At 55.3% G+C, this 15,045-nt stretch carries 7 protein-coding genes and 1 pseudogene; 4 read left to right on the top strand and 4 right to left on the bottom strand.

The features are described 5' to 3' along the window. Window positions 1-535 precede the first annotated feature (535 nt). From ABIE58_RS19000 to ABIE58_RS18985, 4 genes are all read right to left on the bottom strand, one after another. The gene (locus tag ABIE58_RS19000) at window positions 536-5,740 is read right to left on the bottom strand and encodes an NACHT domain-containing protein (RefSeq protein WP_354546227.1); all 5,205 of its coding nucleotides are present in this window, start codon (window positions 5,738-5,740) and stop codon (window positions 536-538) included. A gap of 302 nt (window positions 5,741-6,042) precedes the next feature. After that, entirely contained in the window at window positions 6,043-8,226 is a 2,184-nt protein-coding gene (locus tag ABIE58_RS18995) for a DEAD/DEAH box helicase (RefSeq protein WP_354546226.1), read from the bottom strand. A gap of 9 nt (window positions 8,227-8,235) precedes the next feature. Beyond that, window positions 8,236-9,543, bottom strand: coding sequence for an ATP-binding protein (locus ABIE58_RS18990; protein ID WP_354546225.1), 1,308 nt, complete (start codon window positions 9,541-9,543; stop codon window positions 8,236-8,238). 1 nt (window position 9,544) lies between these two features. Then, complete coding sequence (locus ABIE58_RS18985) at window positions 9,545-11,947, bottom strand: TerB N-terminal domain-containing protein (protein WP_354546224.1); 2,403 nt, start codon at window positions 11,945-11,947, stop codon at window positions 9,545-9,547. A gap of 242 nt (window positions 11,948-12,189) precedes the next feature. On the opposite strand from ABIE58_RS18985, the gene ABIE58_RS18980 reads away from it, so the two are divergent. The 4 genes and pseudogenes from ABIE58_RS18980 to ABIE58_RS18965 all read left to right on the top strand — a co-directional run. After that, complete coding sequence (locus ABIE58_RS18980; protein ID WP_354546223.1) at window positions 12,190-12,801, top strand: exonuclease domain-containing protein; 612 nt, start codon at window positions 12,190-12,192, stop codon at window positions 12,799-12,801. Then, window positions 12,798-13,430: a hypothetical protein gene (locus ABIE58_RS18975; RefSeq protein WP_354546222.1), complete on the top strand. Its 633-nt coding sequence runs from the start codon at window positions 12,798-12,800 to the stop codon at window positions 13,428-13,430. Before ABIE58_RS18980 ends, ABIE58_RS18975 begins: the two co-directional genes overlap by 4 nt. Continuing rightward, window positions 13,427-14,155 carry a hypothetical protein gene (locus tag ABIE58_RS18970; RefSeq protein WP_354546221.1) on the top strand — a complete coding sequence of 243 codons (729 nt, stop codon included), beginning with the start codon at window positions 13,427-13,429 and terminating at the stop codon, window positions 14,153-14,155. Before ABIE58_RS18975 ends, ABIE58_RS18970 begins: the two co-directional genes overlap by 4 nt. Window positions 14,156-14,368: 213 nt before the next feature. Continuing rightward, window positions 14,369-14,890, top strand: a pseudogene (locus ABIE58_RS18965) (transposase); the annotation flags it as partial. Window positions 14,891-15,045: the final 155 nt, after the last annotated feature.

Below are 15,045 nucleotides of genomic sequence, written 5' to 3'. Positions count from 1 at the left end.
AACCCATGACCCTTGACCTCGCCGCCTGAGCAGGCCAAAATCACACCGTTCGGAGAGCGCCGCCGCAGAATTTCAACCAGATTCGAGACACGACCCATTCGCTTTGCCCATCAGCCTAACCCAGCATCACTTTCCCCACACTTTATGCCACAAATACTTTTGTAGGAAGCAAAATTCACATTAATATATGTTGAAAAAATCTGAATTTTCAGGGCTGTTTCTCAACTCACAACATTGCAAGGGGGTGATATGGCGGAGAGGCAGTAAGCCAAAAACATTATCAACAGCAGTATAACTTACTAATAATCAATTGCTTAGTAATTTTATGTGCGACTGTTTGTGTAGCAAAAAGTGTAGCACAACTTTTTTAAAGTAAGTTGGTTGCGGGAGGGTGCTACCGCCGTAACCTACCTGACCTTCGTTGTGTGGTTTAGTCGACTATTCATCAACGGCGGGCAGTAACCTTTGCTGCAGGTGCAAAGACATTTGTCTTTAAGCCGTATAGCGGACTTTGAGTGCGAATTGTGCTGAACACTCAATTCGACGTTTCGATTTGCTTAACCTGCGGCGGACTTGTGAAACGTGGCAAGTCAAATAGCGAGCTTGCTTGAAGCGCTGCTGCACGTCGGTCCCCAAGCTCCACCAAGTAATCGAGAATATCTAGGAACTGAACGTGGACATCAGGCTGCAATGGGGCGTCTCGTTCGGCAAAGGACTGAAGTAGACCGGCGAGTTGAGCAGTTCTTCCCCCGGACCAAAACCCCCTAGACTGCCACACTGCGGGCGCGATGCCCCCCAACCTAGAAGCGAGGAATTCGCTGCCGCGGTGATCAAATGACCTTTCAACATGGAGCAAGAATGCTTGCATGACCTGCGGCAGGTGGCCGAATCTTTGGAGCATCCAATCAATCAATGGGTCAAGTAGCCTTGCATCAGACCAGTCACTGTTAGCGAAGCGGGCCGCACCCATTGCTGGTCGATCCCAATTTGCACCCATTGCGATACGAACCAATTTGTGAAGCTGATCAGAAAGACCATAGTCCTCCCGCCACTCCGGACGTTTCCAATCGGGGTGATCTTCAACCGCTTCAAAGATGTCAATAAAAACGTCGAAGATTCCTGATGGCCCTTCCGGAGCATCCAGCAGTCGCATGCAAGAGTATGCATTCGCGAAGGTAGAGAGGACTTCGCTTTTCGGTTCGATAGGCAACAAAGACAACAAGGGTATGATCTCGGTGCGCACCTGTTCAGTAGGCAAATCTTCACAAAGCGACGCTAAGCCCCAGATACATGTGGAAAACTCTAGCGATAGCCTTGAACCCGAGCGGCGTTCAGCCTCGTCAGCAATACTGATCGCTGCGGCGAGCTTGTCCACGAAGTTACGCAGGAGCGACAATACGTCGTCTCGATAGCCATCATCATCAGTAAACCTGTCTTTCGGGATGATCGACAACATCGATGCGAAGTCTTTGACGCGCCATTGATCCAAGTGTTCCGGCCCGATTTCGGCATAGGTCTCAGACAGCCCGTTCCAGTCACCAGATGCTAGACCTTGTATAGTCGCCTCAAACAGCTGCTGCTTTTCGGAGGCCAGAAGGTTGTCCCTCTCATCACGTCGTCGGTGCCAATCAGGCGAACCACGATCCAATTCAAGAGTCGTCAGTTTGAAGGCGAGCGCCGCGCACTTGTCAGCGAAGTCCTTTTGCTCTCGCCAACATAACGCGGCATTTGACAAGGCAGCCAACTGCACGCCCTTGTAGGGATGAAAGCATAACCGAACCAGTTCTTCCTGTGCTGAACTTGCTGATGGTCCACCATTCTTGACTATCGCCGCCAATCCCTTTGAAGCAAACGTCTCGGGTCTGTCGTCGGCAGGAGCTTCCGCGTGAAAAAACTCTTCGTTTGCGGGAACGGTGTTAGCGGCGCGGAATGCAACACTTTCTGCCCACTCCAGATGATCCTTTGAAATATCCGACCCAAAACTCAGCATCGCTGCTGATACAGCAGCTACTCCGCCAGCTCGGCGATGACCGGGGTCTCCGGCATCGAAACCGGATGTGAACAGGTCCTCGCTATCGACTTCAAGGGCAAGTGCTACTGTCTCATCTCGCACCTGATCATCGATCGTGCCTCTTTCGAACCAAACCTCAGCTTGTTTCAGCAGCTGGAAGCCTTCGTTCCAATGGGCTAGCCGTTCGCTTGCTTCTTCCGCTTGCTGCACGCGTTCGTCCGAAGGCTGGAATGCGACGCCGACCTTGCCATCATCGGTCTCCATCTGAGCATAGTTCGAAAGGTCAGCAATTGCCGCCCATTCCTCGGCTCGATGCTGAAAATAGGCGACTAACTTATCATCATCATCTTGACCTTCGTGGGTGAAGGGCAGCTCATTTGGAAAGCTGGAAAGCTTTGCAGCTACTTTTTCGCGCTGGTCGTTCGCCGTGAGGATGAATATCTTCGCCAGCCACTCGATGTTCTTTTTTCGGGAAGGTCTTGAGTTGAGGCGTCTCAACGCTTCGAGATGAGTCGTATCGTTTGACCAGCCGAAGCTAGCTCCGATTTCGTTTGAGTGAAGGCCTTGGACGTCGTGTTGCCAGCGGTACTCATCCATGGCCCAGATGTGCTGGCAGCCGACGAGAGCAGCTGCCGCAGGTGACAGCGCGTTCTTCTCCAACAAAACTCCCAAAGCGACACCCAGCGTGGCCACGCTTTCATGTCCTGTAACAAGCTCCTTGACGATCTCATCAACGTCCCGTCCGGCTTCGAGCTCGGAGAACGCCCAATCTTCCAGCGCCATAAGTGCCGACCCAAGGATGTCGCAAGAAAACAGGCCTCGATACCAACCATAAATCCTTTGATCGCCCCAGAACGTTTGAGTTCCCCAGGGAAAATCTACGCTGAATGGAACTGGAGTTTCGTGGTTGTGATAGTCGTATTGGGGTAGCTCTCTCCACGCGACAACGGTTCGGCAGAGCAGTTTGCGAATTAAACGAAGACCTTCTTGAGGCGCGTGCTCGAAAAGGGCTGCGAATGGTTGCTGAATAGGAGAGGCTGGATGGCAGTGGCGCGAATGGTTCCCAATGCCGGGAGAATCCCAATCATTCATATGGGGCGACCAACCAATCATCTGCCCCCGCGACCTCTCGGCTGACTCTGATGGTAGTGGGTCGATAAACGCTTGGAAGGAAAAGTCTGCTAGGGCTTCAGGGACAACACTGGCAAGGCGCAAGCTCCATGCAAAAACGCTGGATTGGACCTCGTCGTCAATCCGTTCGGTTGTCCACGCTTGAAGCCTACGATTTAGCAGGTCCGTGTTAGTGAGCGAGGATCTTAAGAAAGCCTGTCGAAGTTTGCCGCCGAAACCGTCCTTATAAAACCCCAATGGAGTGGTCTTTTTTCCCCGGTCCCAATAGTCATAGGAATCCCACTCAGTCAATATCTGATCGATTCGTTCAGCAAAACGATCTTTGATCCTGTCGGGATAATCTTGAAACAGGTTAAGCCATACATCGAACGTGTCGACTATGTCTTCAATTGTTTCCTCATTCCAATCTAAAGACATCAGCCAGATGAGCAATCGCCTCCAATTCCGAACAGGGCGGGGACATGACAAAAAGTCAGCTATTCTGAATTTTTCGAATTTTGTTTTCTCACCAAGTTTGAACGCGCCATGAACGACCAGAAGGTTTTCGATAGTCTTGTGTGCTCGGAAAGAAGAAAGGAGCCGGATGACCCGATGGTCTTCGCTCAAAAAAGCAGAAATCGCATCTTTTCGGTCAAAGAACACCGGAGACGCAAATGGGGCAAGAAGCCAAACCCTGCTCCAATGACGCCACGCTTCCTGCTTCTCCAATGCCAATTGCGTTTCAGTCCAGGTGTCTTCGGACTCGAATTCAAACTGTGACAGTAGCTCTACTACCCGGATTAGTCCGGGCCTGTCGCCAGCAGCCACGAGGGTGCCCGGCCAATCTGGACCATTTTGGCGACACAATCCGAACATTGCCCATTCAAGAAATATGTCGTGGGTAAAGGAATATCGTCCGCTTCCCGCAACCTCAGCTATCGCTCGCTCTTGTACTAGTGACGTCAGAGCCAGAGCGGAAATGCCTTCTACTGCGCTGCTTCTATTGGTTGCTTGAGCGCATCTCGCGGCTAGCTCACCCATCGCTTGGCGGCGTTCAATTGACGAGGATTTATCATTTAAATCCTGCGGCCCTTCTAGCCAAACCTGCGCAAGCGAAATCTCGGAAAACCTGACCGATGTTCCATCAGTGCCCACTGAACGTTGAGCCAAAACCTGAGCAAAGAAAGGGCGCCTTGCAAATTCCTTCTCTTGACCCTCGGCGAACAGGACTTCGCGCATCGTTGGAAACCGCTCAGCAAGGATGCCAGCCTCATTATCATCAAATCCATCGATCTCCACGATGTGTGCTTGGCCCTCCTCAACGAGTTGAGGAGGGAGCCATATCCTCAAGTCCTCAAGGTGTGACCACCGAGTAGATGCCACAACGCGCCAGTCCGCAAGCCTCGGGTCATCAAGAAGAGTATTCACGATGTCTGAAACTGTCTGACGGGCCTCTTTATCTAAGCGATCTATCCCGTCGATGAAGAGAGTTGGCTTTCCCAGTGTGGTTAGCTCAAAAAGGAGGTCAGCGAGCCGCTCCGTTTCTAGGCGCAGGCGCGTGGCCAATGAGGGCCAGCCCGGGCCGACGGGACGCTTATCGGTCAGAACAAGAGCGAAACCGTTTCGGGTGTGCCCTTCAGCCAGCGCACGTAACACCGCCGACTTACCCGAACCCGCCTCGCCCGCCAATTGGATAAACCGCTTGCCATCATCGATGTCGTTAATCTTATCCAGAATACTATTTCGTGGAATAACAAGCCCAGAGACATCCATTCGGATACCTTGAAGTGCGTGTCTTGTTTCTTCTGCTACCTTCACCAGATCGCTGCGCATGCTTGGAAGAGACGAAAGATCAAACGCTCCCGAAAGCTGCCCAACCAATGTTGCCCTTGAAAAGCTACCTGCTGTGCCCGACGCTTGTCGTGATATTTGGGAAAGTCGCACCCAAAGCTCTTCGGCACGATGACGCTCTCCAGTTGGTAACGCGTTCCGCAGACGTTCAATTGCCTCGAATGAGCCTGACGCTCCTGCTGAAAGCGTATCAAAAACGAGGATGACAAAATGCCTTAGTAACTGCCACGAATTTTCCTCGTCTTGCGCCTCGACCGGTAACAGAGCTCGAACATCGCTCACGAACATTCTTTGTGCTTGGCTTGCGAAATTCTCGATTTCGAGCCGCCTAAAAAAATCGTCTGCCGACGAGGATGCGCGAGCCCATTCAAGCGAAGAACGAGCAGCTCGGAGTGTGGACTGAGCTATATTGGCAGCAGCTAGACCAACACGATCCCGACCTTTTCTGAAGCCGTCTTTTTCGAGTTCTCTCCAGCAAGCTGAAATGACATCTCGAAAATCGGTATTCGTTTCAGCAGAACTCAGGGTTGGGCTCTGCTTTACTTGGAGAGCTAATTTGGCAGGTTGGCCGTATCGATCCGACGCCTCCACGATTATGTCGTCTAGCGGCTCACCAAGAGCCGCACGCTGAAGAAAGACGCCATCGGTAATCGCTTCAGATATTCCCCGCGCACCCCCTTCAACGAGTAGGCTGGTCAAATAGGATGCCACTACTGAGTCTTCAAAGGTGTAGCCGATGCCACCTGTTGCCTCGGGGCTTGCAGGCATTCATTTTTGTCCACTTTTTTGCTCGAACATCCTTATATTACTAGGACCTCTAGAGAAGAAAAGCATGAAAATGCCAAGTTGAGCGTTGAGCTTACCTCGTCGACTTCAGACTGATGCCCGGGCAGGCGAATGACCTGCACGCCACTACGGATTTGATCGAAGGTCTCTGCGCCGACTGGCTGCGACCTGCTCTTGATGAGCAGGAGATCATCCTCCAAAATCGAACCGGCGTTTCCCCGCGAGTTTCGACAAAGAGACCTACTTTGTTGATATGGTTGTCTAGCCGTACATAGTGCTCTCAATCATTCGATGAACGGATCTTGGATAATTTCACGGCATACTTTTTCCAATGAACTTTGGTCTACCCTCGCAGACAGCGCATCTGCCTCGAGCAGATCGCGCGTCAGGTATGGATGGAACTTTTCAAAAATCAAATTGGTCTGATCTCTGAATAACTCGATCTCGCCGCCGCTCGCTATACCCTGCAAGACGCTTTTCAAATCAGTCGTTTCATCCTGTGCAACAACAGAAACAAAACCATCATGGGTTTCAACTGCGAAGCCCAAGCCTCTGAGGACCAGAGCAAGTGTGGTTGTTTTTACAGTTCCAACACGGGTGGCGATCGCATAGCTGCGTTCACTCAATGCTGATATGGACGATGTCGCAAAACCCAGCTCGGCGTAGTACCTGCGGGCTTCATCCAAGAGATCACGGGCCGTTTGGTCCATGTATGTTGGTGCATCGTCGCCTTCCAGCACCTTGAACATCCTCTCGATCACCACGTTATGGATATCACCGGGATCACCGCCAAAGATCGGGGGCGTGCCACCTTTGGACGGGGTCACCATGATCACCTTGTCGCGGTCGTCAACTTCCTGAATAACCCATCGCCGACCGGAAAATATGATCATCATGCCGGGGGCCATGACGTTCACGATGGGAAGCGTTCCCAGTTCTTTGCCACCAGAGATCAGTCGGTATTCTTCGGGCGTCTGGAAAACTGCATAGAAGCTGTAATGTTCGACCAGCTTTTCGCCAACCCGACCCAACAGCAGCAGCCCATCATCGCTCTGTTCAATCAAGCCGGTTTCGGGATCACCAAGGGCCCTTAAAACGTCCATGAACACTGGTGTCTCAACAGCCTTGAATGGGCCTTCCTGGCACAAAACACGGTAGAGCCTTCCGGCTGACGCGCCGCCGCGTTCGGCGATCACCGAAAGTATCTGATGAACAAGCGTCGACAAATGAAGGGCTTGCGCCTTGGGGGGCTCACACCAGCCCTCAAGCAGAAGATCAATCATCGCAACAGCGCGGATCAACCCAAGACGAAGCCGGTCAATATAGTTGCTTTCAGGGGTCAATCGCGTCTCGACTGCATATTGGCGCAGAACGGCGGGCTGCCCCGCGCGCCGGCCCGAGCGACCCAGGCGCTGCCGTAGAGATGCCACACTGAACGGGGCACCAATCTGGGCGACACAGGCCACATCCCCGATGTCGATCCCCAGTTCGAGCGTTGAGGTGCAGATCGCCGTGGTCGGTTTTGATCCATCTTTCAAACGTCGCTCTACAAAATCACGATGGTCGCGCGACAGGCTGGCGTGATGGGGGTAAAACTCCTGTGGCAGCCGCTCATCTTCGCACAGGTCGCGCAGTTGATCGGCGTAAATCTCGACGGATTGGCGCGATCCCGCAAAAACCAGATTGTCGCTGCCACGAAGGTGTTTGAAAAGATGGCTGGCTATCTGGCGGGTCGCTGACGCGGTTTCAGTATCCTGGTCGTCAGAGATATAGCCCCGCAACTGAAGCAAAAGTTCAGCTTCGCCCCCCTCAGCCTCCAGCAGGTCTACCGACGCTGGATCATCGGGGCGCAGATAAGCGCGCGCCAGTTTCATGTCGCCCAAGGTCGCGGACAGACCAATGCGCCGTATCGGGTGCCCGACAGCAAGCTCCATACGCGTCAGCAACGAACGCATCTGCACCCCGCGTTCGCTATCCAAAACGGTGTGCAACTCGTCGATGATGATGGCCCTTGTCGCACCAAAGAGGCGGGGTATTTCCAGTCCACGGCGGATAAACATCGCCTCAAGGGATTCAGGCGTGATCAGAAGAATGCCGCGCGGGGATTTCAATGCACGGGTTTTCACCGAAGCAGACACATCGCCATGCCAAGGCGTCACGGGTAGCTCCGCCTCGCGACAGATGTCTTCCAGACGACCCGCCTGATCGGTGATCAATGCTTTGAGAGGGCCGATATACAGCAGGTCAAACCCGCCCAGCTGCGCAGGATCGTCGAGGACCTGCGAGATTAGGGGCAGCAACGCGGCCTCCGTCTTGCCACCCGCTGTTGTCGCGGCAATGATCAAATCTGCCTCTCCGCTGACAATCGCATGAACGGCCTGCGACTGGATATGGCGGAGTTCCTGCCAGCCTTGCGCCCTGATCCACTTCTGGATCGGGCGCGCCAGTTTCTCAAAAGCCTGCGTCACAGGATCAACTCAAAGCCGAAAGCTTGTCAGTTCGTCATCACCATCCGGGCGCACTCCGGCAGCGTCGTCTAGATCGGACATGTCATCGCCCTGATCGGCTGCAACCTCGATCCTCTCAATCAAGTCATGCCATGCGACACCGGCGTTTTGGTCCAGAACCGCCAACAGGTTTACGAATGCTGTGACCGTATTGCGCGGCGTCCGAAAATACGCCTCACCTATACGCTCGGAGCAATGGGTCATGAACGCCTCAAGCGCTTCATCAGGCAGCGCGTTTTCTTCTTCCTGCATGATGGTGCGAATGTTGGACAAAAGCACAAACAGATCTTCGGGCGTCAGGCTGGCCAGCTTGACCACAGGCCCCGAGAGATCAACAAGACCGTCACGTGCAAAACTATTCTCGGCCAGCCGCGTCTGAAGGGCTTCATAGCTGTAGAGCCCGCGGCGCGTGTTCATTAGGAATTCCGGCGTGCCCCCCATCAGAAACCCCAGATGCTCGGCGCTGCCCTGTAGAACATCGTTCAGGATGCGCAGAATCTGTTCGTAATTCGCATTGCGGGCCTGAGAAGACGATAGCTTGTAAAGGTTCACCATCTCGTCGAGACCCACGAGAAGACCTTTGTATCCCGCCTCGCGCACGAAGACCGACATCAGCTTTAGGTGGTCATAAACATTGGCGTCATCAATGATGGTCCGCACACCAAGCGCCTTGCGTGCATCGGTCCGGGTTGCAAATTCGCCTCGAAGCCAGCGCAGGGCGGCCGAGGTCAGCTCATCATTGCCCGTCTCATGGCCTTCCCAATACCGGCGGATCACCTCGGAGAATTCAAAGCCTCCTGTCAGCTCTTCGAAATGGCCAAGCCTTTCACGGATCACGGTGCCCGTAGGTTTTCCCGCCGCCTCGGCGTCACGATGCGCTTGCGAGACAAACCGCTCGACCACGCTCGCCAATGCGCCACCATCCGGTTTCGTGCGGGTGGACAGATTGCGGGCCATTTCAGCATAGAGCCCACGAGCCTGTCCGCCAGTTGCGTGGATGCGTCTGTCAGGTGCCAGATCCGCAAACATCACGACCATGCCCTTTTCCAGAGCGATCAGGCGAATGAGGTTCATAAAAAATGTCTTACCAGATCCGTATTCCCCGATGACAAAGCGGATCGCTGACCCGCCATCAGCAATCCGGTCCATATCCTTCACCAGTTCTTCGATCTCGCGCACACGTCCGACCTGGATGTGTCGGAGCCCAAGTTTCGGCACGACACCAGCGCGCAAAGCCTGAACAATTGCGTCCCGTTCCCGTGGCTTTAATCTCGACATATCAATTCTCCTGTCCCAATGCGTCTGCCACCGCGTCAGCGACGTCGGGAGATAAGTCATACCCTTCATACTCATCCAGCAACGCTTCGTCGTAAACGCCAAAGGACCATTCGTTCAATGTTTCCAGCGCTCCGGCGACCATCAATCCATGCCGCGACGCCAGCTCTGCAAATTCTTCTTCTGACCAATGTGGACGGGTGACAACATCGCGAATGAGAGCGGTGTGCTTCTCGTCCAGTCCAGCAAGGGGCGAAGGTGCCTCTGTTTCCGGCTCAGCCTCTTCCTCGCCCGTAAAAATATCCGCCAGAACGGCCGATACACGGTCAGTGTCCTGCCTGATGCTGGCGATACGAGCCGTGTCGAGCTTTTGCGCCTGCGGTGCGGGCTCGGGTGGAATCGCTTCACCGGTTGCGCCAGCTTGTGCTGCGCGTACGCGCACCGGACTATCGGGCACCTCACCTGCGTGCAGGTCGGAATAAACGAGGTTCGGATCGAGACCTAGCGCGCGATACACTTTCTCGATCTCGGCAACCTCCTCGGGCTGAACAATACCGTCCGCCAGCGCGGCCCCAATAAGTGCCGCACGGATCGCAGACTGCTGATCCGCTCCGCCATCTTTCAACTTTCGGCGCAAGAGCGTGATGTCCGGGGGAACGGCAAGAAACCATTTCAGGTTTGCGTGAAGCCGTCTTTGTTCAAGGTCGCTCAGACCTTCGACATTTTCAGCCTGACCTTGAAGTGCTGCTCTTTCGCTTTCCGAAATAGTGCCATCTGCATGGACCACGAATGACCCAAGGGCGAGTTCCATGAGCGCGGCTTTGTAGGCGTTTGAAACGTCTTCAAGCTGCTCAACAGGACCACCAAGCTCGAAGATGACGACGGCTTCATCTATCTTGGGCGACCTCAATGCAAAACGCGGATCAGGGGCCAAGCCAAACCCAAGCCGAGCCAATGCATCCGCCGCCCCCGTAAGTTGTCGCTTGCTCGGTTTCTCGGGACGCGTGCCCTCAAGCTGTTCGAGGACATCCCCAACAGGAATCAACCCGCCTGCACCGAGAATGCCACCGGCCCAAGTCTTCATATTTTCAAGCTCCTCGGACGGGAACATTTCCCGAAGCTCCGCAGGTAAAAGGGCATGCGCTTCGACACTACCGCGTCTGTCAGGTGTGCGGCCCAGGTATCGGCTGAACTTTTCCAGGTCCTCCATTACCTCATCTGCGATCTCCTGTGCGATCTCGATAGGTTTTCGCAGGCTTGATATGTCGGGGATTGGTTTGCCATCAACCGACGGTTTCACCGATCCTTCAAATTCGCGCGATGCCGCCTGATAGCGTGTCTCCAGCATCTTGCGCGGCTTGGTAACCTTGAGGCCTTCGGGGAAACGTTCGCTGAAACGCAGCTTGAACAGGATCCGGAACTCCTCGGCACAGCGTTTCGCAGATGTCCGCAAAGATTTTTCCGGGTGGCAAAGGAACCAGCTGAGCACCCAATCGGCACTCAGGGCTTCACCCCTGAGAAGTTGAGCCCCGATGGCCAGCTTCACAGAGAAAGGCAAATCCCAACCGTGATTGTCGAAGACCGGTGAAATGTCACCAATCTCGGTTGTCGAAACAACAGCAAGCTGAATGAACTCGCCAAGATACCTCTGGGCAGATCGGTTTCCGTAAAAGACCTGCGAAAGGCGCCGCACTTCTGCCAGCAGATCACGCTTTTCCTCGACTGACGGATTATCGACGAAGAACCGCCGCTCCAATCCATAAAAATAAAGGAACATATAACCGGGATTATAGGACCCATCCGCAGCGCCATCAGCGAGCCAATCCAGATAGGTCGCCCGGCATTGCGGCGGGATAGTGGAATAACCCGGCCAATATGGCATCTCAGCGCCCTCAATGTCGTTTCCTTCTCGGGCGACTGTGAGACCTGGATCAATATAGGCACGACATTTTTCGCCATATCCGTAGCGGTCAATTGAGGGCGGGGTTCCCACATAGACCATACCCCCGATGTCCCGACCGCGCACGGACACGGTTTGCCCTTTCGCAATCCAGCCTTGGGCCTTGCTGCTTTTGACGGTGGGCGGCGGCACCTTGCTCACTGGCGGTATCGAGGCAGGCGGTGCAGAAACCTTGGGCCATTGCGCCGCCGAAGCACTTGTGACCGTTGATGTCTCGTTGATCGCTACTGGATTCAATTTCGCAACGTCAACTGCTGAGATCGGCGTCTGTGCCCCAGCCAACCGCCGGGTGCGACGCTTTTCATAAAGCCAGACCAACACCGCAGGCACAACGAACACGATCAAAACCAGAGATCCGTCGCTGATGCGATCAATGAAAAATGCTGAACCAATCAAAACCAGAACGAAGAACAGCGCGTAGAAAAAAGCAATCCTTAAGAATTTCAATGCGACTCCCCCGCAAGCGACACAATTCAGTTTAGGCTATCGTCGGACCTTTTGGTTTCCAACCTTTAGTTGAGCGATGTGGTGAGAACCTTCGTTCGCCCGCAAAATCGTAGATCACGACTGTCACGATCCGCAAGAACAGGCACCTTGCTATCAGCGTCCAGAAAAGGCTACACTTGTCCCTGATATTAAATACTTTTTTTGGTGCCCGTGTGAGACAAGCTGACCCTGCGATGCGCCCCATGATCCCCAACGGCGATTTCCGTTTCATCGCGCTGGATGTGGAAACCGCCTGTAGCGATGCGGGTAGTATTTGCCAGATCGGGGTGGCCTGTGTTGCGTCTGACAACAGCATCCACAGTTTTTCGACACTGGTGAACCCCGGCACGCGGTTTGATGCCTTCAACACCCAGCTTCACGGCATCGGCCCCGAGCATGTCGCGGGCGCCCCGCGCTTTGGGGAAGCCTTGGGCGATCTGTTCCCGCTGCTGTCACGGCATCATCTGGTGCAACACAGCAGCTTTGATCAACGCGCCGTTGCCGCATCCTGCCTGTCCTGCGGCCTTGAAGCCCCCGATTTCCGTTGGTTCGACAGCGTCCAGATCGCCCGGCGCGCTTGGCCCGAACTCAAGGGCAACGGCGGGCATGGCCTGGGCAATCTGAAGAAGGTCTTGCGGTTGGATTTCCATCACCACGACGCTGGCGAAGACGCCCGCGCCGCCGCGATGGTCGTGTTGCTGGCTGAGGCGCATCTTGGCCAGCCGTTCGAGGCGCTGATCGCGCCACCTCGTCGAAAAACGTCCGGTTCAGAACCTCGGAAAGACGGATTTTCTAAATATCGGCCCTTCGGGTGACGGATAACCAACGCCACCTCAAAGATATCGAGGTTTTCCTGACGGCAATCGCTGGGCGCATCTTGCAAGTGTCGGACCGCAAGGCCAGCGTTGCCCTCGGTGCGGCCACAAGCACCGCGGTCGGATCTATGATCTCGACATCCGTGATGGGGGCCATCGGGGCCTACGGCTCCGCATCGACAGGCACTGCCGTGGCTGTCCTTGCGGGCGCGGCAAAAACCAAAGCCACACTCTTCTGGATCGGCAGCATCGTCGGCGGTGGCGTGGCGGCAGGCGGTGTCGTTCTGGGGGCAGGGGCGCTTGGGGCGGGTATTTATGGGTCAGTGAAGCTGCGCCGGGCCATTCTGGGGCAGTCGCGCCGGGACAATCTGTCCGAGCGCGAGCAGACCATCGTTTTGGCGATCCATGCCCTGACCCAGTTCATCCGTGACACAAACAGCAAGGGGGCGACCATCTCTGACAAGGAGCTGATCCTTTTTACCCGTATCGGCGTGACGCCTTTGATGGAAGAGGTTCAACGTCTCTTGGATAATGCTCAACTTGCCGGAATGAAGATCTACAACCGCGCGCGCCTGCGGGGCCATCTGATCAACCTGCAAACCCTCCTGACAAAACTGGACACCACATGATCCGTCGAAGCGCCATCGTTTCTATCGCCATCACCCTCGGTCAGCTGGTCTCGGGGCAACGATCTGGCTGGACCGATGATCAGGATCTGGTGCTCGATGCGCTGCGCCGCTCAACCACCCGCCTTCTTGATGCGACCGATCAGGAACTCGCGGATTATCTGACAACCCTCACGCCGGAACAGATGCGTGGGGTCACGTCAAACGTGAAGGGCATCTTTCACGAATATCTGGTGGCGCGCGCCGAGAACCTTGACGGTGATGAAAAAACCGCCGCGCTGATCGAGCTTACCAATCATCCGGGCGCGGACCTTGAGTATTTCATCGGCGGCGAGATCATCGGCAATGTGCAGGTGAAGGCGGTTCAGGATCCGGCAGCGATCATCGAACACTTTTCCCGGTATCCCGACATTGATGTGCTTGCGACCAGCGAGGTGACGGATCTGCTGTCAGGCATGTTCGGGGAGCGGTTGCGGGACTCAACCTTCAAGAACGAGGACCTCACACAGATCACGCAGGACACGTTCGACGAGATCATAGGCCCCGATCTGGGCGAGTTTGTTCAGGACGCTCTGGTGACCTCCGCGCTGATCAGCGGCGCCCTGCAGGCGCGCGCGCTATTGGGTGGTCAGACCATGTCCCCCGCGCAGATGCGGTCACATCTGGAGCTGGCGGGTATCGGGGTCGGGACAGCGGTCACGGTGGACGCCTTGATCAGCATGCTGTGATCGGTCATTTACGGACGACAATACCGCAAATCACAACCTCAGGAAACAGGCTCCGCATCGGGGCGACCAAGACCATCAGCCAGTGGTTCTGTCTCGATGATCGCGGCCGCCGCGGTCGTGTCTCGGAGTTGGTGGAAATTTGAGGGCGGCGTAATCTCCGGGTGAACCAACACCCACCCAACCGGCGGCTGCAACCGCCATGGAGATCACGCCATGACCCAGACTACCGACACTTCGAACTTTCCGCTACTGGCCCATGAGGCCGGGTTCGATCCAATCGAGGAGCGTCTGCGGATGAATGTTCGCGCAACCATCGAGGCCGTATTTGAGGAGGAGCTCGCCAGCTTTCTCGGTCGCCTTCGCTACGACCGAGGCGACGGAGCCGCGAAAGGGTATCGCCACGGGCACCGCGAACGTCAGCTCACCGGCACTTTCGGGACGGAAACCGTGCGGGTGCCGCGGGCGCGGATCGAGGGTGACGCTGGCAAGGTGACGGAATGGCGGTCGAAGGCGCTGCCCCGTTACCAGCGGCTGACGAAGAAGGCCGAGGCCCTGATCGCGGCGGTCTATCTCGCCGGGACCAACACGCGGCGCGTCAAGCGGGCGCTGTTCGGGCTGTTTGAGGGCACCGTGAGCAAGGACGTGGTCAGCCGCGCCTGGCGCAAGGTGAAGGTGGACTGGGACGCCTGGTGTGCCCGCAGTCTGGCCGATGAGGACATCGTTCGCCTGATCCTCGGAGAGTGTCCGATCTTCTGTGTAACTGGGATTTGGTCCATGCTTCCTGGGAGGAGTAAAAACTATGACCATTTCCAAGGAACTACTGGACGAGTTGCTGAAGGGCTGCGAGCGGCCGGAGGATTTGCTTGGCGATGCCGGGCTGATGAAAGAGC

Origin of the sequence: Roseovarius sp. MBR-78 (assembly GCF_040547535.1) — a bacterium.
Lineage (GTDB): Bacteria > Pseudomonadota > Alphaproteobacteria > Rhodobacterales > Rhodobacteraceae > Roseovarius.
This window is presented reverse-complemented; position numbering and strand designations above follow the sequence as displayed.